The organism is Nonomuraea sp. K271 (assembly GCF_009908215.1).
Lineage (GTDB): Bacteria > Actinomycetota > Actinomycetes > Streptosporangiales > Streptosporangiaceae > Nonomuraea > Nonomuraea longispora.
On sequence record NZ_JAAAHR010000126.1, the window covers coordinates 1 to 20659 of the forward strand.

The following is a 20659-nucleotide window of genomic DNA, read 5'->3' on the forward strand; positions in this document are numbered from 1 at the left end:
GCCGTGTGTTCGGGCGGGCGGCGCAGGCAGCGCCGGGCCGCCGGCGTGACATGCGAGGGCGGCAGCAGGAGCGCGGCGATCGCCACCGGTACGGCGACCACGGGCGCCACCGCCGCGGCCACCCCGATGGCCAGCGCGCGTGCCGCCACGTCGGCGAGGGCGTGCCGCAGGGATCGTTCGGGCGTGATGCCGCGCTCGCACCACAAACGCAGCCGGTCGAACGACCAGGCGGTGGCCCATCCCATGAGCGGCCGGAGGACGAGCCGGTCGGCGATCCGGCCGAGGCGCCCCCAGCGCGGCTCGTAGTCGTAGCCGGTGAGGAACCGGATGCCGTCTCCGGTCGGGAGGTAGCGCCAGTAGCCGCGGCCCCGCGCGATCGGTGAGAGGGGATGCGGGGAGGCGAAGAGGAGAGCCGAGGTGCGGGTGCCGTCGGGGCGCCGTTTCTCGCCCGCGGCGATGCCCGTTCCCGAGATGAGGAGACCGGGCAGGAGGCGGACCGCGTACCTGAAGCGCTGCGGCTCACTCTCGGCGCGGGCCAGGTGGTCGATGTGGGTGAAGCGCAGATCCCAGCGCCGGTGCTGCGCCGGATCCTGGGTGCGGTGCCAGAGCAGGTCGAGCTCGGTTCGTATGCGTGCCTCGATGTACAGCTGCATGTGCCGTCCTCTCGCGGCATCCCGTTTGAGCGATCGCTCAAGTGTACGATTTGAGCAGCCGCTCAACAAGGCCGCAGGCGCATGACCTTTTTCGCTCGTTATATGTCCCGATATGCCGCGTATTTCCACTAGTTGCCGATCTAATGTGGAGCCGGTTCCAGGGGGGACCAACGAATCGGCACATCGAGGAGCAGATCATGTTCGCAATCTCGCGCCGCCCGCTGCGGCGATTCGCCGGCACAGGGGCAGCCGCTTTCCTGCTCTCCGCGGCAGTGATCGGCTTGGCGCCCGCACCGGCCTCAGCACATTCCCTGTCCGACATCGTGCGCTCGTCGGACGGATGCGGCTGGTCATCCGGGTCCTACACCAACCAGGACTCCCGCTCCGCCATCAACCGCAACGGCTCCAGGTACGGCACGGTGTACCTGCTGTGGAGCGGCGCGTACGGGGAGAACTGCGTGGTGACCCGCAAGGAGAGCTGGCACGGCACCCTCACCTGGACCGTGGCCGAGCTCCACTACCGCAGCTCGGGCAGCGGCGCCGAGGGCGTCGTGCGGGACGGGGACCAGTACGGCCACTACGCCGCCGTCACCCAGAAGACCGCAGGACACTGCGTGCGGTTCCTCGGCTCGATCAGCAGCGGCGGCCACGGCGGCCCGCTCGCCACGGGCAGCCGCGACGATTGGGGCAACTGCGGCTGACAGCGCGGCGCGAACCGGGTCGTGGCTCAGCTAGCGGAGACGAGCCCGACCCGGTAGGCGAGGACGACCGCCTGCACGCGGTCGCGCAGGTCGAGTTTCGTCAGGATCCGCGACACGTATGTCTTCACGGTCTCGACGGTGATGGACAGTTCGGCGGCGATCTCCGCGTTCGACAGGCCGGCGGCGATCTGTACGAGCACCTCCAGCTCACGGGGCGTCAGCGCGCGTACGACCTCCTGCCGGGCCGGATTGGCGGTTTCGGCGGGGCGCAGGCGGCCTGCGTAGTGGCCGATGAGGGTGCGGGTGACGGCGGGGGCCAGCAGGGACTCGCCGCGGACGATCGTCCGCACGCCGTTGACCAGCTCCGCCGGCCTGGTGTCCTTGAGCAGGAAGCCGGCCGCCCCGGCCCTGAGGGCTTCGTAGACGTACTCGTCGACGTTGAAGGTCGTGACGACCAGCACTTTCACCGGGGTGGCGACGCCGGGCCCGGCCAGTTGCCTGGTGGCCTCGATGCCGTCGAGGACGGGCATCCGGATGTCCATCACGACGATGTCCGGGCGCAGCCGCCGCGCCGCCTCCACCGCCGCGCGGCCGTCGGCGGCCTCCCCGACCACCTCCATGTCGGGCTGGGCGGAGAAGATGGTGACGTAGCCGGTCCGTACGAGCTCCTGGTCCTCGCAGATGAGCACCCTGATCGGCGTGTCGGTCATGTCCGGCTCCCGGCGGAGGTGGAGGCGGGGACCGAAGCGGGGATGGAGGCGGGGATGGAGGCGCGGACGCTGAACCCGCCACCGGGCCCGCCTGCGGCGACCAGGTCGCCATCGAGCGTGCGCAGCCTGCGGCGCAGCCCTTCCAGGCCGCGCCCGCCCGAGGGCACGGCGGGCGCCGCGCCGGCGGGCCCGTCGCTGGTCACCTCGATGGCGATGCGTTCGGGGTCGTGGTGCACCGTGACCCGGGTGGGCCGTCCTGCCGCGTGTTTCACCGCGTTGGTGAGCGCCTCCTGAACCACCCGGTAGGCGGCCAGCTCGACGTCCGCGGGCCGGGGCCGCGGCTCCCCGTGCTCGGCCAGCTCGACGGGCTGGCCGGACGCGCGGGCCTGCTCGACCAGCTCGCCGATCCCGACCAGCGCCGGTGTACGGTCGTCCGCGGCGCCCGGCTCGCCGGTCGCCTCCAGCACGCCGAGCAGGTGCCGCAGCTCCGTGAGGGCCCGCCGCCCGGTGTCGCCGATGGAGGCGAGCCCGGCCTCGGCCCGGTCGGGCGCCGCGCCGACCACCAACCCTGCCGCGTCGGCCTGGACCACCATGGCGGTCACATGATGCGTGACCACGTCGTGCAGCTCGCGGGCGATGCGTGCCCGTTCGGACGCCTTGGCCACGTCCGCAGCGAGCCGCCGGCGCTCGGCCTCCTCCGCCTGCCGACGGCGCATCCCCGCGCCGGCCAGCCAGACCACCACCAGCATCAGGTAGAAGGCCAGGAAGTCCTGGACCCGATTGGGCGATCCGAGGTCGTGCAGGACGACCGCCAGGGCGGCGTAGCCGGCGCTCGCCGCCGCGGCGAGTCCGTGCCGGAACAGCGCCTGGTGGGCTCCGGCCGCGTACACCGCGAGATACAGCCCGATGCTGGCGAACGTCGGCGGGTAGGACAGCGCCTGGTGCACCGCGAAGGCGGCGCCCACGACCGCCAGACAGGCCGCGGGCCATCGGCGGCGCACGGCCAGCGGCGCGGACTGGGCCAGGACCAGCGCCAGGGCCGGCACGTCCGACGGACGTCCGGGCAGGTCGCCGAGCTGCGCCGAGATGGCGGACAGCGTCGGCACGAACGCCAGCGACGTGAGCAGCGCCGCGAGGGCACCGTCCTTGGCGAACGTGGAGCGAGCACGCCAGGAGCCCGGCCAGGAACGGACGACGCCCGGGACGTTCGCGAACATCCGGCAAGACTAACCACTGCGTCCAGGTACCGGTGCTCGGAAAGGATGGGGGACCTGCGGCCGGGGCAGGTGCCGTTCCCAGGCCGGGAGCTGGTTGACTTGGGGCCATGCGCACTGTCGAACCCCAGGTCTTCATCGTCGCCCGTCCGTCGCTCGACTACGACGAGCTGGCCCGCTATCTCGCGGAGGTCGGCGGCGAGAGCTGGCTGGAGCGGCTCGACCGCGGCGACCTCGACGCCCAGAACCTCGCCGAGTTCGCCGGCCGGCTCTGCTACCGCTCCTTCGAACCCGGGCTCAATCCCAACGTGGTCCGGATCAGGAAGGACCAGGACGACTACCTGCGTAACATCCTGGCCAGCGCGCACGGCTCCGTGCTTGAGCACATCAGCTTCAGTTTCGTGCTGCACAACGTGAGCCGCGTCCTCACCCACGAGCTCGTCAGGCACCGTCCCGGCGTGGCGATCTCGCAGGAGTCGCTGCGGTTCGTACGCCTGGACGAGCTGCCGTTCTGGTTCCCCGAATGGGCGCAGGAGGACGACGAGCTGATGAAGCGGGCCACGGCCGTGCTGGAGCAGCTGGAGCAGTTCCAGCGGTGGATGGCCGGCCACTTCGGCCTCGACGAGGAGGGCGTGCCGTTCTCGGAGAAGAAGCACCGCACGTCGTTCATGCGCAGGTTCGCGCCCGAGGGCCTGGCGACCGGGCTGGTGTGGACGGCCAACGTGCGCACACTGCGCCACACCATCGAGGCCCGCACCGCCGTCGGCGCGGAGGAGGAGATCCGCCTGCTGTTCCAGCGCATCGGCGAGCTCGTACGCGAGGAGGCGCCCGCCCTGTTCGGCGACTACGTGGTGGAGGACGGAGCCTGGGTGCCGGGCTGGCGCAAGGTGTGACCATGCGGGCGCTCCCCCGGCTTCACGAAAGCTTCACGGTCCGGCGTGTACGCACCACACGATGCTCTGGTGGACTGTCCGGATATGGCCGGTGTGGTGCGTGCGGCTCCCCCTGAGGCACAGGCCCTTCCGGTGACCGATGGCAGGGACGAGCATGAGTACACAACGCATTCTGGTCGTTGACGACGAGCCCAAGATCCGGATGACGCTCCGCGGCTATCTGGAGGCGGACGGCTTCGAGGTCCTACAGGCTCCGGACGGGCCGCTGAGTCGCCCGTGAACAGCCCGACCTGGTCGTGCTCGACGTGATGTTGCCCGGACTCGACGGGTTCGAGGTGCTGCGCCGGATCCGGGCGACCAGCCAGGCGCCCGGTGATCCTGCTCACCGCCAGGACAGAGGAGGTCGACCGGATCATCGCCTTCACCGCGGGTAGCGACGACTACGTCACCAAGCCGTTCAGCGCCCGCGAGCTCGCGCTGCGGGCGCGGGCCATCCTGCGCCGCGCCGAGATTTCCGGTCAGGCCGCCGAGGACCGGACCCTGCGCTTCGACGGCCTGGTCATCGACCCGAACACCCGTACGGTCACCGTCGGCGCCGACCGCACGCCGGAGTTGTCCGCGCTCGACTTCGACCTGCTGGTGGCGCTGGCCCAGGCGCCGGGCCGGGTGTTCACCCGCCGCGGGCTCATCGAGCACGTGTGGGGCAACGACTTCTTCGGCGACGAACGCGTGGTCGACGTTCACGTGCGCACGTTGCGGCGGGCGCTCGGCGACGACGCGAGCACTCCGAGGACGTCAACCGGCTGGCCGCGGGGCTCGCCGACGTCGAACGGCGCCGCGCCCGCCTGGTCTCGGAGATCGCCCACGAGATGCGTACGCCCATCACCATCCTCAGCGGCCAGATCGAGGGCATGGCCGACGGCATCTTCACCCGCTAGCCCGGTCCGCCACTGGCGATCAGCTGGACCATCAGCTCAGGACCGCTGATCGGCCTGGTCGCCCTGATCGTCGTCGGCTGGCGGCGCGTCCGCCCGCGGGCGTCCTGACAACGCGCGGTGCACGCGGAGCGTCTGTCCGCGTGCACCGCGCTCACCCAGGTGTCAGCCGAGAGAGGTGACGACGTCGGCCAGCACGTCGGGCATGGAGAAGAACGGCGAGTGGGAGGCGTCGAGCGTGACCACGGACGTCGGGTTGTCAGGGAAGGCCGCGTCGGCCTCGGCGACGAACGTCGCCTGCACGGTCGGGGTGATCGCCCTGTCCTTGGTGCAGGTGACGTACGTCCGCCGCACCGAACCCCAGCCGTCACGGGTCAGGGTGGTCGTGCCGACCATGACGCCGGCCGGACCGTCCGGCGTCAGCAGGCCGGTGGCGGCGTCGGCGAGGGCACGGTCGACGTCACCGTAGAACGCCTCGTAGAGTCGCCGGCGGTAGACCGGGTCGCCCGTGGCGAAGTCCAGCCGGATCGCCCCTATCCGGGCGGGGTCGCCCTGCACCAGCGGCACGACCAGTCCGTCGGCGGCCTCCGGCAGCTCCGAGTACGCCGCCGCCGGCACGCCGGACGCCGGCATGTACGCGGCCACGTACACCGCGTGCGCGACCAGTTCGGGCTGCTGCTGGGCCACTCGCGTCAGCACGGGACCGGCCGCGCTGTGGGCCACCACCGTTACCGGCTCACCGCCGCCGATCTGCTTGATCTGCGAGGTCAGTAACGCGGCCGCGTCGTCGAGGGTCACGTTCGCGACGGGCGAGACCTCCGTACCGACGGCCTCGGGGTCGTAGGGCTGTTCGGTGAACCAGCGGGGCCTGCGGGCATACAGCCCGTGCCCCGCCATGTCCACCGCGACGGCCAGACGGCCGGCGGCAACCACGTGGGGGACGACTTCGCTCCAGCACCAGGATCCGTGCCAGAAACCATGAACGAACAGCAGCGGGGTGGCCGAGGGCATAGAAGGCTCCCTGATTGACGGATACGACGTTCTCTGCGCCGGCGGGACGCTCGCACGGGATTCAGGGCGCGAGCCTGACGGGCAGGGCGCGGTACCCGTTCGAGACGAACGACTCCAGCGGCAGCAGCTCACCGGGCGCGGCGGCCAGGGCGAGATCGGGGAAACGCTCGAACAGCGCGGGCAGCGCGATCCCGGCCTCCAGCCGGGCCAGCGGCGCGCCGACGCAGTGATGCACGCCGTAGCCGAAGGCCAGATGGTCCTTGACCGTGCGAGTGACGTCGAACCGGCCGGCGTCCGGCCCGTGCACGAGCGGGTCGCGCCCGGCGGCGCCGTAGCAGGCGAGGATGGCTTCGCCCGCGCGCAGCGTGACGCCGTCGCCGACGTCGATGTCCTCGACGGCGAAGCGCAGCGGCATGTTCGGCACGGGCGCCTGGTGGCGCAGCGTTTCCTCGATCGCGTCGTCCCACGTGGCGCCCCCGCCGCGGACGCGGGCGAGCTGGCCTGGGTCGGTGAGCAGCGCGACGATCGTGTTGCCGAGCAGGTTGACGGTGGTCTCGTGGCCCGCGCTCACGAACAACGCCAGCGTGTCCACCAGCTCCTCCTCCGACAGCGGCGAGGTGTCGTCGCGCGCGGCGATCAGGTCGGAGGAGAGGTCGTCACCGGGCCGTTCGCGTTTCTCCGCCACCAGGTCCCTGAGGAGCCCCTGCAGGCGGGGAAAGGCGGCGGCGCTCTCCTCGGGCGCCTTGCCCACGTTGAACAGCAGGTCCACGCAGCGGGACACCTCCACGCGGGTGGCCTCGTCAGCGATGCCGAACAGCTCGCAGATCACCTTGATCGGCAGCTGGTAGGTGTAGCGGTCGCGTAAGTCGATGGGAGCGCCCGCAGGCAGGCCGGCCAGGTCGTCCAGCAGGTCACCGGTGATCGCCTCGATGCGTGGGCGCAGCGCGGTGACGCGGCGCGCGGTGAAGGCGCCGGCGATCAGCCCGCGCAACCGGCGATGGTCGGCCCCGTACGCCGTGAGCATGTTGCGCACGGCCACCCACGGGAACAGGGGCCAGTCCATGGGAATCTCGCCCTTGATCCAGGCAGGCCAGTGCCGGCCGGCGTCCTTGGACACGCGTGGATCGACGAGCAGCCGCCTGAGCAGAGCCTGGTCGCTCACCGCCCAGGCCCGCACACCGCCGGGCATTTCGACGCGGGCGACCGGGCCGAGCGCGCGAATGCGTTCGGCCTCGCCGAGGACGTCGCTACCGCTGGGATCGATGACGAAGGGATCGTTGTCCATGCTTTCCTCCGGAATTTCGGAAGCGGGCCGCACGGCCACGCCAGGAAGCCGGCCACGCCCAGCCCGTTGGAACGACATTCTGATGAACGTGCCGTTCATTCGGCCGGACGCTGTTTCGAGTAAACCCTGCGAATGGCGGCTTTCTGCCGTGCGTGTGACGCAGAACACTCCTGCCCTCGCTATACAACGCGGGAATCATGTGGTGCGTACGACGGAAAACGTGAAGTTCTCATGAAATGGGAAAGGCAGGGGCAACATGTTCTTTCGCGAGAAGAGACGCTTCACGCAAGTTTCACGGCGCGACCCGTAGATGACACACGATCCTTGAGTTCTATTGCGGAGCATAAGCCGGAAACGCGACTTCGAGAGCTGGCTAATGGAACGCAGAAGTTTTCTCAGAACATCGGCCGCCGCGACGGGCGCCGCCGCGCTCGGATCGCTGGCGACGTCTGCGGCGTCGGCCGCGCCCGGACCGAAGCGCAAAGGGCCGCTGCGGGTCCAGATCCTGATGTTCGAAGGAGTGGAGGTGCAGGACTTCGCAGGCCCGCTCGAAGTGCTGGGTCTCGTGCAGTCCGGCGGCGGGCCGATGCGGGTCACCCTGGTGAAGCCGGGCGCGCCCGGCCAGGTGGCCTGCGTCCTCGGCCTCCAGGTCGACGTCGCGACGACCTGGAACCCGACGGCCGCCGACGTGCTCGTCGTGCCCGGTGGCGGGGGCCTGGACAACCGTCCCGGCATCTCAAGGACAAGCAGGTCCTCGCGAACGTCGTACGGGCGCACAAGGCAGGGGGGATCATGACCGGCGTCTGCAGCGGAGTCATGCTGCGGCCGCCGGGCGGACCCGGGGCCGCCCGTGCACGACCCACAGCGCCTCCAAGGCCGCACTCGCCGCGCAAGGAGGGAAGGTCGTCAACGCCCGCGTCGTCGACGACGGCGACCTCATCGCCTCCGGCGGAATCACCTCCGGTCTCGATCTGGGGCTCTGGCTGGTCACCCGCGAACTGGGCGCCGACATCAGCATCCAGGTCGAAGCCGCGATGGAGTGCGAACAGCGCGGCGTGGTCTGGCGACGCTCCTGACGGTGCGGCGGACCAGGGCTGCGCGGCCCTCGGCCACCGTCTACCCGTCGACGGCGAGTGCGGCGCCCGGCCATGGAGGGTTCGCCGGCCGCGGACGTCCATCGGGGCGGGCGACCTCCCAGGCGGCCTCGATCATCTCGAAGATCTCGTCCACCGCGGCCTGCGGATCGGCCGCCTCACGGGCCAGCAGACTGGCGTCGATCACGAACCTGGCGATCGTCCGGCAGGCGGTCGTGGTCTGCGGCAGGCCGAGATCGCCGGCGATGGCCGTCGCCAGCGACTCCGCGTGGCGCAGCCTCATCGACTCTTCGTGCTGCCGCAGGGCGGGGGTTTCGTCGATCATGCGCCAGATCGGGGCGGCTCCGTCGGCCGTGCAATGCCGCACCAGGGCGTGGACCTCGTGGCGCAGGGCGGGGATGAGCGGCTCATGAGGCGCCCGGCCGGTGACCGCCTGCGTGAGGCGTTGCTCGAAGTTCTCGTCCTGCTCGAACACCAGGGCCTCTTTCGAGGCGAAGTGGGAGAAGACCGTGGTGACGGCCACGTCGGCCTCGGCGGCCACGTCACGGATGCCCACCGCGTCGTAACCGCGCTCCAGGAACAGCCGCAGGGCGGTGTCGGCGATCTTGTTGCGGGTCGCGGCCTTCTTCCGCTCACGGCGTCCGGGCGGCACGGTCATGCCATGACACTACCAGGCACAAAACCAGAACCGTTTTGAAACACTAACCGTTAGTGCTACGGTCCTCCGCATGAAGAAGGTGAGCTTCGCCGAGTTCGGCGGTCCGGAGGTCCTGGAAGTCGTGGACGCCGAGGAGCCCCACGCGGGCCCCGGCCAGGTACGCATCGCCGTGCGGGCAGCGGGTGTGAACCCCGCTGACTGGAGGGTTCGTGAAGGCCAGGTGCTGAAGGCTCACCCGGTCGAGCTGCCCTCCGGCGTCGGGATCGACGCCTCAGGAGTGGTGGACGAGGTCGGCGAGGGCGTCGAAGGGGTCAAGGCCGGCGACCACGTGTTCGGCGAAGGGGCGAGCACTTACGCCGAGTTCGCCGTGCTGTCGGCCTGGGCCCGCATGCCCGAGGGCCTGTTGTTCGAGGAGGCGGCCGGTTACCCCGCCGTGGTGGAGACCGCGCTGCGCATCATCGGCCAGGTCGGTGTGCGGGCAGGGCAGACCCTGCTGGTCAGCGGTGCGTCCGGAGGTGTCGGGTCGGCGGTGCTGCAGATCGCCCGCGAACGCGGCGTCAAGGTGATCGGCACGGCTGGGGCCGCGAACCAGGCCTATCTGCGTGGCCTGGGCGCCCTCGCCACGACGTACGGCGAAGGCTGGGTCGAGCGGGTGCGGCGGCTCGGCCCCGTCGACGCGGCCCTCGACCTGGCCGGTTCCGGCGTGATCCGCGAGCTCGTCGAGCTGACCGGGGACCCGGGGAAGGTGGTCTCCATCGCCGACCTCGGCGCACCGGAGCTCGGCGTGCGGTTCGCCGACGTGGCCGGCAACATGCACAACGCGCTCGCCGAAGCCGCTCACCTCATCTCGCGGGGAAGGCTTCACATCCCCATCGCGAAGTCGTACACGCTCGACGAGGCCGCGCAGGCGCACATCGACAGCCACGCCGGCCACACGCGCGGCCGCCGGGTCATCATCGTCTGAAGCGCCGCCATCCGCCCGCCGCACGCGGACACCACTGCCCACGGCGGGATCAGCCGGGCGCCACCGGCTGCCTGAGCACCGTCCTGGGCCGTGGATCGGTGAACTCGGTCAGGTACAATCGACGGCCGCTCCGGACGCGCGGGCCCGCTCTCACGCCGCCTCGGCCCTCCCCGGCTCGGGTACACCGGGCAGCGGCAGCAGCAGGTGCCATCGCCACTGATCGCGCGGTACCTCCAGCGGCGACCGGGTGGTGTCCTCCACCCACCAGCGTCCCTCCAGCGGCCCCGCCGGACCGCCCATGGCGGAGGCCACGGCGTACAGGGCGCCGATGGCGGAGACGTGCTCGGCGCCGCCGGGCTCTGCCATGCCGGTGACGTTCAGGCAGGTGACAGGTCCGTAGTGGACCACTTTCGGTGTCACTACTCCTCCAGGGGAATCATCAGGTGGGTGATCAGCCGGTCGGGCGGGGTGGTCGCCGGGTCCGACACGTACACCTCGCGGATCGGGCCGCGGACGGGGCCGACCCGCTCCGCGCACCAGGACAGCAGCGCGTACGCGGTCAACCCGATCTGGTCGTACGGTCCGACGTGCGTGGCGCGGGCGAACCGGCCGCCCGGCAGCACGTCCGGCTCGGCCCCCGCCACCCGCTCCTCGCAGACCAGAGCGACGGTGACGGGGACGGGCTCGCCGAAGTCGAGCGGGAACAGGCCGATGAGCTCAGGCGCGACGTCCGGCGGCCCGGCGCGCAGCAGACCGGCGATGGCCGCCGAGGTGGCCGCGCCGATCTCCGACGGATCCGCCGCCGCCGTCGTGACCACCGCCACCCGCCGCGCCGGTTCTGTGACCACCGTGATCGGAGGGGACGGCAGGCCCTCCGCCATGACGCGTTCCAGGGCGGCCAGCGTCGATCGGCGCCTGGCCAGCTCGGCTTCCAGCCGCTCGTGCACCTCCTCCAGGACGCCGGACGTGCCGGACAGCACCTGTGCGATGGCGGCGAGCGGGACGTCGAGCGAGCGCAGCAGCCCGATCGACAGCGCGGCGCGCGCCTGCTCCTGCCGGAAGTAGCGATAGCCGGTGTGCTCGTCGACGTACGCGGGCACCAGCAGGCCGAGCTGGGCGTAGTGCCGCACCTGTTTGACGCTCAGCCGGCTGAGCCTGGCGAACTGCCCGATCGGCAGCAGTCCCTCGTCCATGCCCCCAGCATGGTGTCTCCCTCTGTGGGATGGTCCACCCGGCGTGGTCAGCCGGCGTTTCCTGGGGCGGGTACGGCGTGTTCGGCATCACGGCTGACCTGCTCCCATGCGGCCCAGGTCTCCATCCGCCGCCGGGAGATGTCGAAGGCCAGGTCGTAGACCATGCTGCCGAGCAGCAGCCGCAGCGGCGGGTCCGCGCTGTCGACCAGCTTCAGCAGCGCCTCCGCGGCCAGCCGCGGCGCGCTGTCGATCGAGCCCTCGGCCCACTGTCTTTCCAGCTCGGCGCGCAACGGGCCGTACTCCGGCGCTGGCGACGTCGTCGTCATGTTGGTGTAGAGGTCGGTCCAGTAGCCGCCGGGCTGGACGATGCTGACCTTGACGCCGAACGGTGCGGCCTCCATCGCCAGCGCCTCGCTCATGCCCTCCAGCGCGAACTTGCTCGCGCTGTACATCCCCGTGCTGGGGAAGCCGCCCAGGGCGCCGATGCTGGAGAGCTGCACGATGTGACCGCAGCCCTGAGCGCGCAGGTGCGGCAGGACGGCCTGGCAGACCCACATCGCCCCGAAGAAGTTGACCTCCAGCTGGGCGCGCGCCTGGGCTTCGGTGAACTCCTCGATCATGCCCAAGTACAGGGTGCCGGCGTTGTTCACCACGATGTCGAGCCGGCCGAAATGCTCGACCGCGGTGCCGACGGCGGCGAACACCGCGTCGCGGTCGGTCACGTCCAGGGGCAGGACGAGGAGCCGATCTCCGTACCGGTCGTCGAGGTCCTGTCGCTTGACGGTCCGGGCGGCGGCGGCCACGCGATCGCCGCGCTCCAGCGCGGCGAGGGTGAACGCCCGGCCCAGGCCGCGGCCGGCTCCCGTGACGAACCAGGTGCGGGTGGAGGAGACGGTGTTCGGGGTGCGCATGGGTGGAGCTCCGATCGCATCTGTACGGCGAGACGGTCCGTCTCGTCTTGTGAGGCGACCGTACAACCCCTCCATCACCGAGTCAAGACGGACCGTCTCGTCTCAACCTTTGTTAGGTTGGCGGCATGACGACACAGCGCAAGCCGCCCTCCCCTGCGCCCCGCCGGAACGAGGCCTCCCGGCGGGCCATCCTCACCGCGGCCTTCGCGCTGGTGCAGGAGGTGGGATACGCCAAGCTCAGCATCGAGGGCATCGCGGCGCGGGCCGGCGTCGGCAAGCAGACCATCTACCGCTGGTGGCCCTCGAAGGGAGCGGTCCTCTTCGACGCCTTCCTCATGCTCAGCGAACAGCCGGACACCGGAGACAGCGCCCTGCCCGACACCGGCGACCTGGAGGCGGACCTGAAAGCGGTGCTGCGGGCCACCATCGAAGAGCTCAACGACCCGCGCTACGACGAGCCGATGCGCGCGCTCAACACGGAGATCACGCACGATCCCGCACTCGCCGCCCTCTACGCCGAACGCCTGGACGGCCCCATGAGAGAGCTGAAAAGAGGTCGCCTGCGCAGCGCCCAGCGGGCCGGTCAACTGGCCGGCGACCTCGACCTCGACGTGGCCGTCGACCTGATCTGGGGGCCGCTGCTCAACCGCTGGCTCCAGCGCACCGGAGCGCTCACCCCCGGCTATGCCGACAGCGTCGTCGAGACCGCGCTCAACGGACTGCGCCCACGCCCCTGACTCGTAGGCGTGACCCGTCACGGTAAGGTCGGCGGCGTGTCGACGCCGGGACACCGAGACGAGCCGATGACCAGCACCGCGCACGAGTCCCGTCCAGGGGCCGGGGGCCGGTTGCTGGTGCCCGCGTTGATGTTCATCGCCCTGGTCGTGGCGGTGGTGGGCAGCTTAGGGGCGCCGCTCATCACCGAGGTCGCGGGCGAGTTCGGTGTCCCGCTGGCCGCCGCCCAGTGGACGCTCACCGCCCCGCTCCTGGTGGGAGCGGTCGCCACCCCCGTGCTCGGGCGCCTTGGCGCCGGGCCGCTCAGGCGCCAGGTCATCATCGTCACCCTCGCGGTGGTGGTGGCCGGCAGCCTGCTGACCGTGGTGCCGCCGGCGTTCGGCTGGCTGCTGGCCGGGCGCGTCGCCCAGGGCGCCGGCCTGGGCCTGCCCGCGTTGATGATGGGCGTGGCCCGCGACCACCTGCCGGGGCAGCGCTCCGGTGCGGCGATCGCGCTGCTGTCGGTGGCGTCCACCGTCGGCATCGGCATCGGCTACCCACTGGCCGGACTCCTCACCTCCGTCGCCGGACTGCGGGCGGCGTACGGGCTCGGCCTGCTGATCACCGCGACCGCGCTGGCCGCGGCCTGGCGGGCGGTGCCGCAGCCGCCCCCGGGCCGGTCGGCGGCCGTCGACGTGCCCGCGGCCGCGCTCCTCAGCGCCGGTCTCATCGCCCTGTCCCTGGCGATCAGCCAGACCACCCTGTGGACCGGGTACCCGGCGCTCGCCGCCGCGCTGCCGGCCGCCGCGGCCGTGCTGCTCACCGCCTGGGTGCGCCGCGAACGCCGGTGCGCCGCCCCGCTGGTGGACCTCTCCCTGCTACGGCACCCGGCAGTGGCCGGCGCCAACGTGATCATGCTCCTCGGCGGGGTCGGCATGTACCTGCTGCTGTCCCTGGTCACCCGCTACGTGCAGACGCCCGAGCCGGCCGGGTACGGCTTCGGCCTGGACGTCTTCGTCGCCGGCCTGGTGCTCGTGCCGTTCTCGGTGCTGGGCTTCGCGGGCGGCAAACTGGTGCCCCGGCTGCGCGGGCGGGCCATGACGGTCCTGGCCGGCGGGAGCGGCGTTGTCCTGGCGGCGCTCGTGGCGTTCGCGCTCGCCCGCGGCCACCTGTGGCTGGCGTTCGCGGTCATGGGCCTGCTCGGGCTGGGCGTCGGCGTCTTCGCCGCCGCGATGGCGACCACGATCCTGGCCGCCGTCCCGCCGGAGGAGACCTCCAGCGCGATGAGCGTCAACCAGGTCGTGCGCAGCGTCGGCTTCTCCATCGGCAGCGCGCTCGCCGGGCTGGTGCTCGCCGCCCACACCGGCGCCGGCTCCACCTTCCCCGCCGAAACCGGCTTCACCACCGCCGCCTGGGCGGGAACGGCCGCGATGGCGCTCGCGATGGTCATCAGTCTGGCGCTACGACGCACCGCCACCGCACCCTCGGCCTGACAACCGAGTCGCCTCGCACAGACACAGGCCCGCGAACGACCCGAAGGCCACAGAAGAGACCGGAACACACCGCCCAGAACGTGAGACATCACCGTCAACGGCGGGATCAGCGGGCCGAAGGCACGCAGTGCGGCGCCCAGCCCGAGGGGTTTCCCAAAAAGCTTGTCCGCCTTCCCCCAAACCAGACGAACAGCTCACAACGGCGGCCCGGCACAACACATAGCAGGACAACGGCCGCCCTGCGGGGCCGTCACAGTGCGGGAGTGCGAGGTGAGGCCCCGTTCGTGACCCGCAGGAACTCCAGTTTCTCCGCGTCTGCGGATCCCGCGGCCACCGTGTAGACGACGAGCCGGACGTCGCAGCCGGGCACGGTGAGCACGTCGCAGTCGCACGTCACGTCGCCGACCTGCGGGTGGACGATGATCTTGCGGGCTGAGACGTGCCGGCCGACCGCCCCTCCGTCCCACAGCCGGGCGAACTGCGCGTTGCTGGAGCGCAGTTCGGCGATCAGGTCGGTCAGCCCGCGGTCGTGGGGGTGGTCGACGAGTGCCGTACGCAGGTCGGCGATCAGGGCGCGGTTGAGAGCGTCGCCGTCGTTGAGCACGGGCCAGGCGGCGAGCCCGCTGGGCCCGGTGGCGAAGACCGCCCGCACCAGGTTGCGCTCGGCCCACGTCCGCGCGCCGGGGTCGCCCAGCAGCGCCGCCCACGCGGAGGTCCAGGACAGCAGGGTCCAGTCGGCGCTGAACACCCCGACGGGGAACTCCCCGAGGCGTGCCAGCATGCGCTGCACCCCCGGCGGGACGTGCGTGGAGATCGTGCCTTCCCGTGGCGGGAGGAGCCCGGCCAGCCGGTACGCGTGGTCACGCTCCACCGGGTCGAGCTGCAGCGCCCTGGCCAGGCTGGCGACGACCTGCGCGGAAGGGCTGGTGGCACGCCCTTGCTCCAGCCGTACGACGTAGTCGACCGACAGCCCCGCGATCTCGGCCAGTTCCTCGCGGCGCAACCCCGCGGCGCGTCGCCCGCGCGTCGGGATCCGCCCGACGTCGGCGGGAGAGAGCCGGTCGCGCCAGCGGCGCAGGGCCTTGCCGAGGGTCTCGTCCACGAGTCCATCATGCCCAAGGTTGTGCTGTTCTGCCTGGTACTGGCGGTCCCACCGTCGCGGAGGGTACTGGTTCGGCTCTCGCCGCCGGGCGCAGGGTGAGCTCATGACCACAACGTTCATCACAGGAGCCAACAAGTCCCTCGGGTACGAGACCGCGCGCCGGCTGATCGAGGCCGGCCACACCGTGCTCGTCGGCGCTCGCGATCCAAGGCGCGGGCGGGCGGCGGCCGACGCGCTCGGTGCCCGTTTCGTGCGGATCGACGTGACCGACGACGCGTCGGTGGCCGCGGCCGTCGCCGACGTCGAAGCGCACGAGGGGTTCGTCGACGTGCTCGTCAACAACGCGGGCGTGCACGGCACGCACGAGCCCGCCGACCGGATCACAGCCGCCGACGCCAGGGAGGTGTTCGAGGTCAACGTCGTCGGGCTGGTACGGGTGACGCACGCCTTCCTGCCCCTCCTGCGCAGGTCGGCGAACCCGGTCGTCGTCAACGTGTCGAGCGGCATGGGGTCGTTCGCGGTGACGCACGACGCCGGACGTACGGAGTCGAAGGTCGTCACGCCGCTCTACACGGCGTCGAAGGCGGCCGTGACGATGTTGACGACGCAGTACGCGAAGGCCTGGACGGATGTGAAGGTGAACGCGGCCGATCCTGGTTACACCGCGACCGACTTCAACGGGCACAGCGGTCCGCAGACCGTGACCGAGGGGACCGACGCGATCGTGGAACTCGCCACCATCGGCGCGGACGGGCCGACCGGGGCCTTCCGCGACCGTTACGGGGCGGTGGCCTGGTGAGGCGTCTCTGAGCTCGTGGCCTGTGGCCGGGCGGCCTGGCCTTCGATGATGCGGTCGAGCCAGTCGCCCAGCAGCCGGCTCTCGGAGGGGGTGAGGACCTCCAGGTCGCCCAGGGAGGCCTTGAGGGTGATGGCGCCGGCGACGACGTCGCTGCCGGTCCGGACGTGCCCGTTGGAGGGGCCGGAGGAGGGATCGGCGGACGGGGCGGACGGGGCGGGCTCGGTGATCGAGTGGATGACCGCTTCCCGCACGATCCTGGCGGCCTCCATGTCGCGCTCGGCCTCCGGCATGGCGATCAGGGACAGCGTGGTGCCGCGCCCGGCCGCGTGGACCACGCGCGCCGCCCGTTCCTCGGGGACGCGCAGCCGGCCGGCCAGGGCGACACGGTGCACGAGGCCGGCGAGGATCTCGGCGGCCTGCTTGGCGCCTTCGGGCTCGGCGCCCGGCCGGGGGCTGCCGTAGATCAGGGCGTAGAGAGCGGGTTCGGCGAGGCCGAAGCCGACGTGCAGGTCCCAACCGCGCCGCAGGTCCTCGACGGGATCGCCGCTGGGGGTGATGCGGCGCTTCTCGGCGATGTAGGCGGCGAGTCCCCGGCTGGCGACGGCGTCCAGGAGCCCCTGCTTGTCGCCGAACAGCCGGTAGAGGATGGGCGCCTGCACGCCTGCGGCCTTGCAGACGGCCCTGGTCGAGACGGCGTCCCTGCCTTCACGCGCGAGAAGGTCAGCCGCGGCGTCGAGGATCGCGTCCCGTTTGTTCGAGCTAGCCATGTATCGATGCTAACAGGCAACAACCCCTACCGATAAACCAACTGCTAACACTGTCTTGTTATCGGCTCCACGAAGGTGTTAACGTGAAATTGTTAGCAGTTGAGCAGGGGAGAGAGCTCATGGGTAGCGCAACACGTACCGCCATCGTCACCGGCGGCTCACGGGGGATCGGCCGCGCCGTCGCGGCCCGGCTCGCCGCTGCGGGCCAGAACGTCGCCGTCGTCTACGCCTCCAACGCCAAGGAGGCGGACGCCGCCGTCGGCGAGATCGAGGCGGCCGGCGCCCGCGGCATCGCACTGCAGGCGGACGTGGCCGACGAGCAGCAGGTCGCCGACGCCTTCGACACCGTGGAACGGCTCCTCGGCCCCGTCGACGTCCTCGTCAACGCGGCGGGCGTCATGGCGCTGCAGCCGGTCCGGGAGCTGGACCTGACCCAGCTCGACCGGCTGGTGCGCACCAACGTACGGGGCACGTTCGTCACGGCCAAGGAGGCCGCCCGCCGGATCCGCCCCGGCGGCGCCATCATCGCCTTCTCCACCAGCGTCACCCGCCTGCACCTGCCGGCCTACGGCGCGTACGCCGCGACCAAGGGAGCGGTGGAGGCCCTCGTCCCGATCCTGGCCAAGGAGATGGGCGAGCGCGACGTCACGGTCAACGCGGTGGCGCCGGGCCCCACGGCCACGGAGCTGTTCTTCGAAGGCAAGTCACAGCAGGTCATCGACCGGATCGCCGGCCTGAGCGCGCTGAACAGGCTCGGCACCCCGGAGGACATCGCGCAGGTCGTCGCCTTCCTCGCCGGGCCCGGCCGCTGGATCAACGGCCAGGTCGTGTTCGCCAACGGCGGCGCGGCCTGACTTTCCCACCCAGCCACACCAGAAAGGGACGATCATGGAGACGCACACCACCACAGCACAGCACGCCGTGGACCGGCCCCAGACCGGCCACTTCGTCACCTACACCGCCATCGCTGCCGTGGTCGCGGCCACGGCCGCCTACACCAGCACGGCGCTGGGCCTGGAGGCTTGGGTCATGTTCGCGGGCTGGGTGGCGTGGTTCACCCGGCCGACCTCGGTCCGCCTCGGCATCCACGCCGTCATCTGCCTGTGGCTCGGCATGGCGCTCGCCGTCGTGGGTCACACGATCGTCGGGCTGGCCGCGCCCTTCCTCGGTGCGGCGGCGCTGCCGCTCGGAGTCCTCGTGCTGGCCTCCGTCGCCGTCGGCCTGCGTACGACGCCCGTCGTCAACAACATGCTCGCCTGGTTCGTGGGACTGGTCACCTTCTTCGCCGCGGAGCCCGAGCACATGCTTCCGGGGCTGCTCACGCTGATCGCCGGCACCGCTCTGGGGGCCGTCGCGGGCTTCACCTGCCAGCAGTTGCAGCACCGGTTCGCCACGTAGCGGCCCGGGCCGGGGGCGGAGCGCCGTCCCCGGCCCGGCGCGCCCGACCGACATGAAGGACAGATCAGCCATGCTCCTCATCCCACGTACCGGCGCCGCCGTCACCGCCCTGCTCTGCGCCCTGGCCGTGCTGCCCGGCTGCGCCGCACCGGAGTCCGGCGCCTCACAGACGAGCACCACACCGCAGAGCACCACGGCTGCGGTCGCGCGCGGGCTGGTGCCCGGAGAGGTCACCGAGATCGCCCGCGGCCTGGCCATGCCGTGGGGCCTGGCGTTCCTCCCGGACGGCTCCGCCCTGGTGTCCGAGCGAGCCTCGGCCCGGATCCTGCACGTCCGGCCGGGCCGGGCCCCCGTGCCGATCGGCACTGTCCTCGGCGTCGAGGTGAGCTCCGAGGGCGGCCTGCTCGGGCTGGCCGTCTCGCCCGCGTTCGACAGGGACCGCACCGTGTACGCCTACGTCTCCGCCTCGCCCACCAACCGCGTCGTCACGCTGCGCCTCGCCCCCGACCTGCGCTCCCTGCGCCAGGAACGGGTGATCGTCGAAGGCATCGAGACCGCCGACCGCCACCACGGCGGGCGGCTGCGCTTCGGCCCCGACGGCAACCTGTGGATCGGCACCGGCGATGCCTTCTCCCCCGAGAACGCGGCCGACGACGACTCACTGAACGGCAAGATCCTGCGCGTCCGCCCCGACGGGTCCGTACCGCCGGACAACCCCTCGGGCACCGTCATCTACTCCGGCGGCCATCGCAACGTGCAGGGCATCGCGTTCGGCCCCGACGGCACCGCGTACGCCTCCGAACTCGGCCACCGCACCTGGGACGAGCTGAACGTGCTGCGCCCCGGACGCGACTACGGCTGGCCCGAGTCGGAAGGCGGGGACGGCTCCCACGGCGAACGTCCGATCTTCACCCTTCACCCCGACGACGCCTCGCCGTCCGGCATCGCCGTCGCGGGCGGAGCCGTGTGGATGGGCGCGCTCGGCGGGCAGCGGCTCTGGCGCCTGCCCGTGGACGGGCCCCGAGCGGACGGCGACGCCGTCGCCTACTTCGTCCGGAGCCACGGACGGATCCGCACGGTGGAACCGGCGCCCGACGGCTCCTTGTGGATCACGACCTCCAACACCGACGAGGCGACGTGGGGCGGCACCGACCCCCGGCCGGGCGACGACCGCATCCTGCGCGTCGAACTGGTCCGCCCCGGTTCCTGACCCTTCACCCCAGAAACGGAGACCCACCATGTCCACCGTCCTCATCACCGGGGCCGCCACCGGCATCGGCAACCTCACCGCCCAGGCGCTCACCCGGGCCGGGCACACCGTGTGGGCCAGCATGCTGGACCCGTACGGACGCAATGAAGCGCGCCGCCGCGAACTGCTCGACGTCACCGCGCAGTACGACGGAGCCCTGCGCATCATCGAACTCGACGTCACCTCTCAGGAGTCGGCCGACGCGGCCGTCGCCACCGTCGTGCGGGACGGCGGCGACTTCGACGTCGTGATCCAGAACGCGGGCCACCTGTACGTCGGCTACACCGAGGCGTTCACCGCCGAGGACGTCACCCGTCTCTTCGACATCAACGTCATCGGCGCCCACCGGGTGAACCGGGCGGTCCTGCCCCACCTGCGCGGCCGCGGCGGCGGCACCCTTCTGTACGTCGGCAGCACCATCATCGTCACCACGCCGCCCTTCCTCGGCCCGTACGCGGCGTCGAAGGCGGCGTTCGACACCCTGGCGGTGGCGACGTCGTACGAGGCGAACGCGTTCGGCATCGAGACCTGCATCGTCATGCCCGGCGCGATCACCAAGGGCACCCAGCACTTCCCCAACGCCACACGCGCCGGCGACACCTCCGTGGCGGCGGCCTACGCCGAGCTGGACCCGATGGTGGCGCGCAACGAGGAGGTGACCTCCGCGCTGTTCGTTCCGGGGGTCGACCCGAGCCCCGTCGGGGTCGCCGAGGAGATCACCCGGATTCTCGAGCTCCCGCACGGCGCCAAGCCGTTCCGCAGCGTCGTCGACTACACCAAGTCCGGGGTCGAGGCGGTCAACGAGGTCGCCCGCGGCACCCGCGAGAACTTCGTGCACCGTATGGGGTTCGGCGAACTGCTGACGCCCCGGCGGCAGCGGCAGACCGAGGTCGCCGGGGACGAGTGACAGGCGGC

25 protein-coding genes are annotated in these 20659 nt (G+C 71.5%); 14 read left to right on the top strand and 11 right to left on the bottom strand.

Translation table 11 applies throughout. The features are described from left to right. A partial coding sequence (locus tag GUY59_RS33105) for a hypothetical protein (protein ID WP_161714816.1) occupies window positions 1-653 on the bottom strand: 653 nt, incomplete at its 3' end. A 197-nt stretch (window positions 654-850) separates the two neighbouring features. Here GUY59_RS33105 and GUY59_RS33110 point away from each other — a divergent pair. Continuing rightward, a complete protein-coding gene (locus tag GUY59_RS33110; RefSeq protein ID WP_138207054.1) occupies window positions 851-1354 on the top strand; it encodes a hypothetical protein in 504 nt (167 codons plus the stop codon). Between the two features lie 26 nt (window positions 1355-1380). Here the strand turns inward: GUY59_RS33110 and GUY59_RS33115 are convergent, their stop codons facing one another. Next, a complete protein-coding gene (locus GUY59_RS33115; RefSeq protein WP_138207052.1) occupies window positions 1381-2064 on the bottom strand; it encodes a response regulator in 684 nt (227 codons plus the stop codon). Next, window positions 2061-3281 carry a sensor histidine kinase gene (locus GUY59_RS33120; RefSeq protein ID WP_138207050.1) on the bottom strand — a complete coding sequence of 407 codons (1221 nt, stop codon included), beginning with the start codon at window positions 3279-3281 and terminating at the stop codon, window positions 2061-2063. The genes GUY59_RS33115 and GUY59_RS33120 overlap by 4 nt, the downstream gene beginning before the upstream one ends. 107 nt (window positions 3282-3388) lie before the next feature. Between GUY59_RS33120 and thyX the strand changes: the two genes are divergently transcribed. The 4 genes from thyX (at window position 3389) to GUY59_RS33130 (ending at window position 5158) form a co-directional block, all read left to right on the top strand. After that, window positions 3389-4171 carry an FAD-dependent thymidylate synthase gene (thyX, locus tag GUY59_RS33125; protein WP_138207048.1) on the top strand — a complete coding sequence of 261 codons (783 nt, stop codon included), beginning with the start codon at window positions 3389-3391 and terminating at the stop codon, window positions 4169-4171. A gap of 154 nt (window positions 4172-4325) precedes the next feature. Continuing rightward, window positions 4326-4451: a hypothetical protein gene (locus GUY59_RS50210; RefSeq protein ID WP_269128972.1), complete on the top strand. Its 126-nt coding sequence runs from the start codon at window positions 4326-4328 to the stop codon at window positions 4449-4451. A gap of 28 nt (window positions 4452-4479) precedes the next feature. Then, window positions 4480-4605: a hypothetical protein gene (locus GUY59_RS51500; protein WP_354534095.1), complete on the top strand. Its 126-nt coding sequence runs from the start codon at window positions 4480-4482 to the stop codon at window positions 4603-4605. Then, complete coding sequence (locus GUY59_RS33130) at window positions 4547-5158, top strand: winged helix-turn-helix domain-containing protein (protein ID WP_354534093.1); 612 nt, start codon at window positions 4547-4549, stop codon at window positions 5156-5158. Before GUY59_RS51500 ends, GUY59_RS33130 begins: the two co-directional genes overlap by 59 nt. Before the next feature lie 113 nt (window positions 5159-5271). Here the strand turns inward: GUY59_RS33130 and GUY59_RS33135 are convergent, their stop codons facing one another. Further along, entirely contained in the window at window positions 5272-6117 is an 846-nt protein-coding gene (locus GUY59_RS33135; RefSeq protein WP_138207046.1) for an alpha/beta fold hydrolase, read from the bottom strand. A 61-nt stretch (window positions 6118-6178) separates the two neighbouring features. Then, window positions 6179-7402, bottom strand: a complete 1224-nt coding sequence (locus GUY59_RS33140; protein ID WP_138207044.1) for a cytochrome P450 family protein — start codon at window positions 7400-7402, stop codon at window positions 6179-6181. Between the two features lie 376 nt (window positions 7403-7778). Here GUY59_RS33140 and GUY59_RS47800 point away from each other — a divergent pair, with 376 nt between their 5' ends. Continuing rightward, window positions 7779-8198 carry a twin-arginine translocation signal domain-containing protein gene (locus GUY59_RS47800; RefSeq protein WP_201761639.1) on the top strand — a complete coding sequence of 140 codons (420 nt, stop codon included), beginning with the start codon at window positions 7779-7781 and terminating at the stop codon, window positions 8196-8198. Between the two features lie 320 nt (window positions 8199-8518). Here GUY59_RS47800 and GUY59_RS33150 read toward each other — a convergent pair whose 3' ends face one another. Then, window positions 8519-9154, bottom strand: a complete 636-nt coding sequence (locus tag GUY59_RS33150) for a TetR/AcrR family transcriptional regulator (protein ID WP_138207042.1) — start codon at window positions 9152-9154, stop codon at window positions 8519-8521. A gap of 70 nt (window positions 9155-9224) precedes the next feature. Between GUY59_RS33150 and GUY59_RS33155 the strand changes: the two genes are divergently transcribed. Continuing rightward, window positions 9225-10118, top strand: a complete 894-nt coding sequence (locus tag GUY59_RS33155) for an NADP-dependent oxidoreductase (RefSeq protein ID WP_138207040.1) — start codon at window positions 9225-9227, stop codon at window positions 10116-10118. Between the two features lie 150 nt (window positions 10119-10268). Here the strand turns inward: GUY59_RS33155 and GUY59_RS33160 are convergent, their stop codons facing one another. From GUY59_RS33160 to GUY59_RS33170, 3 genes are read right to left on the bottom strand one after another with little or no spacing between them, the layout of a single operon-like run. Continuing rightward, the gene (locus GUY59_RS33160; RefSeq protein WP_138207038.1) at window positions 10269-10538 is read right to left on the bottom strand and encodes a hypothetical protein; all 270 of its coding nucleotides are present in this window, start codon (window positions 10536-10538) and stop codon (window positions 10269-10271) included. After that, window positions 10538-11311 (bottom strand): MerR family transcriptional regulator, encoded by a 774-nt coding sequence (locus tag GUY59_RS33165; protein WP_138207036.1) that lies wholly within the window; start codon window positions 11309-11311, stop codon window positions 10538-10540. The genes GUY59_RS33160 and GUY59_RS33165 overlap by 1 nt, the downstream gene beginning before the upstream one ends. A 47-nt stretch (window positions 11312-11358) precedes the next feature. After that, entirely contained in the window at window positions 11359-12222 is an 864-nt protein-coding gene (locus GUY59_RS33170) for an SDR family oxidoreductase (RefSeq protein WP_138207034.1), read from the bottom strand. Between the two features lie 125 nt (window positions 12223-12347). On the opposite strand from GUY59_RS33170, the gene GUY59_RS33175 reads away from it, so the two are divergent. Together GUY59_RS33175 and GUY59_RS33180 are read left to right on the top strand one after the other, a co-directional pair. Beyond that, entirely contained in the window at window positions 12348-12959 is a 612-nt protein-coding gene (locus tag GUY59_RS33175) for a TetR/AcrR family transcriptional regulator (protein WP_138207032.1), read from the top strand. A 9-nt stretch (window positions 12960-12968) separates the two neighbouring features. Further along, complete coding sequence (locus GUY59_RS33180) at window positions 12969-14429, top strand: MFS transporter (protein ID WP_201761640.1); 1461 nt, start codon at window positions 12969-12971, stop codon at window positions 14427-14429. A 250-nt stretch (window positions 14430-14679) separates the two neighbouring features. On the opposite strand, the gene GUY59_RS33185 is transcribed toward GUY59_RS33180, so the two are convergent. Further along, complete coding sequence (locus tag GUY59_RS33185; RefSeq protein WP_138207030.1) at window positions 14680-15531, bottom strand: helix-turn-helix domain-containing protein; 852 nt, start codon at window positions 15529-15531, stop codon at window positions 14680-14682. A gap of 103 nt (window positions 15532-15634) precedes the next feature. Between GUY59_RS33185 and GUY59_RS33190 the strand changes: the two genes are divergently transcribed. Then, a complete protein-coding gene (locus GUY59_RS33190) occupies window positions 15635-16330 on the top strand; it encodes an SDR family NAD(P)-dependent oxidoreductase (RefSeq protein ID WP_138207028.1) in 696 nt (231 codons plus the stop codon). Here the strand turns inward: GUY59_RS33190 and GUY59_RS33195 are convergent. Continuing rightward, on the bottom strand, window positions 16309-17097 hold the full coding sequence (locus GUY59_RS33195; protein ID WP_161714817.1) for a TetR/AcrR family transcriptional regulator: 789 nt from the start codon (window positions 17095-17097) through the stop codon (window positions 16309-16311). The genes GUY59_RS33190 and GUY59_RS33195 overlap by 22 nt on opposite strands. Window positions 17098-17216: 119 nt before the next feature. On the opposite strand from GUY59_RS33195, the gene GUY59_RS33200 reads away from it, so the two are divergent. From GUY59_RS33200 to GUY59_RS33215, 4 genes are all read left to right on the top strand, one after another. Further along, window positions 17217-17951 carry an SDR family oxidoreductase gene (locus tag GUY59_RS33200; RefSeq protein WP_138207829.1) on the top strand — a complete coding sequence of 245 codons (735 nt, stop codon included), beginning with the start codon at window positions 17217-17219 and terminating at the stop codon, window positions 17949-17951. Window positions 17952-17985: 34 nt separating this feature from the next. After that, the gene (locus GUY59_RS33205; protein ID WP_138207827.1) at window positions 17986-18495 is read left to right on the top strand and encodes a DUF1097 domain-containing protein; all 510 of its coding nucleotides are present in this window, start codon (window positions 17986-17988) and stop codon (window positions 18493-18495) included. Window positions 18496-18565: 70 nt separating this feature from the next. Continuing rightward, entirely contained in the window at window positions 18566-19705 is a 1140-nt protein-coding gene (locus tag GUY59_RS33210; protein WP_201761641.1) for a PQQ-dependent sugar dehydrogenase, read from the top strand. A gap of 28 nt (window positions 19706-19733) precedes the next feature. Continuing rightward, complete coding sequence (locus GUY59_RS33215; RefSeq protein ID WP_138207823.1) at window positions 19734-20651, top strand: SDR family NAD(P)-dependent oxidoreductase; 918 nt, start codon at window positions 19734-19736, stop codon at window positions 20649-20651. The last annotated feature ends 8 nt before the right edge of the window (window positions 20652-20659 follow it).

Bases quoted from the DNA above. Each gene is read 5' to 3' on its own strand.
- GUY59_RS33110 (WP_138207054.1), top strand. From the start codon at position 851: ATGTTCGCAATCTCGCGCCGCCCGCTGCGGCGATTCGCCGGCACAGGG.
- GUY59_RS33115 (WP_138207052.1), bottom strand. From the start codon at position 2,064: ATGACCGACACGCCGATCAGGGTGCTCATCTGCGAGGACCAGGAGCTC.
- GUY59_RS33120 (WP_138207050.1), bottom strand. From the start codon at position 3,281: ATGTTCGCGAACGTCCCGGGCGTCGTCCGTTCCTGGCCGGGCTCCTGG.
- thyX (WP_138207048.1), top strand. From the start codon at position 3,389: ATGCGCACTGTCGAACCCCAGGTCTTCATCGTCGCCCGTCCGTCGCTC.
- GUY59_RS50210 (WP_269128972.1), top strand. From the start codon at position 4,326: ATGAGTACACAACGCATTCTGGTCGTTGACGACGAGCCCAAGATCCGG.
- GUY59_RS51500 (WP_354534095.1), top strand. From the start codon at position 4,480: ATGTTGCCCGGACTCGACGGGTTCGAGGTGCTGCGCCGGATCCGGGCG.
- GUY59_RS33135 (WP_138207046.1), bottom strand. From the start codon at position 6,117: ATGCCCTCGGCCACCCCGCTGCTGTTCGTTCATGGTTTCTGGCACGGA.
- GUY59_RS33140 (WP_138207044.1), bottom strand. From the start codon at position 7,402: ATGGACAACGATCCCTTCGTCATCGATCCCAGCGGTAGCGACGTCCTC.
- GUY59_RS47800 (WP_201761639.1), top strand. From the start codon at position 7,779: ATGGAACGCAGAAGTTTTCTCAGAACATCGGCCGCCGCGACGGGCGCC.
- GUY59_RS33150 (WP_138207042.1), bottom strand. From the start codon at position 9,154: ATGACCGTGCCGCCCGGACGCCGTGAGCGGAAGAAGGCCGCGACCCGC.
- GUY59_RS33155 (WP_138207040.1), top strand. From the start codon at position 9,225: ATGAAGAAGGTGAGCTTCGCCGAGTTCGGCGGTCCGGAGGTCCTGGAA.
- GUY59_RS33165 (WP_138207036.1), bottom strand. From the start codon at position 11,311: ATGGACGAGGGACTGCTGCCGATCGGGCAGTTCGCCAGGCTCAGCCGG.
- GUY59_RS33170 (WP_138207034.1), bottom strand. From the start codon at position 12,222: ATGCGCACCCCGAACACCGTCTCCTCCACCCGCACCTGGTTCGTCACG.
- GUY59_RS33175 (WP_138207032.1), top strand. From the start codon at position 12,348: ATGACGACACAGCGCAAGCCGCCCTCCCCTGCGCCCCGCCGGAACGAG.
- GUY59_RS33190 (WP_138207028.1), top strand. From the start codon at position 15,635: ATGACCACAACGTTCATCACAGGAGCCAACAAGTCCCTCGGGTACGAG.
- GUY59_RS33195 (WP_161714817.1), bottom strand. From the start codon at position 17,097: ATGGCTAGCTCGAACAAACGGGACGCGATCCTCGACGCCGCGGCTGAC.
- GUY59_RS33200 (WP_138207829.1), top strand. From the start codon at position 17,217: ATGGGTAGCGCAACACGTACCGCCATCGTCACCGGCGGCTCACGGGGG.
- GUY59_RS33205 (WP_138207827.1), top strand. From the start codon at position 17,986: ATGGAGACGCACACCACCACAGCACAGCACGCCGTGGACCGGCCCCAG.
- GUY59_RS33210 (WP_201761641.1), top strand. From the start codon at position 18,566: ATGCTCCTCATCCCACGTACCGGCGCCGCCGTCACCGCCCTGCTCTGC.
- GUY59_RS33215 (WP_138207823.1), top strand. From the start codon at position 19,734: ATGTCCACCGTCCTCATCACCGGGGCCGCCACCGGCATCGGCAACCTC.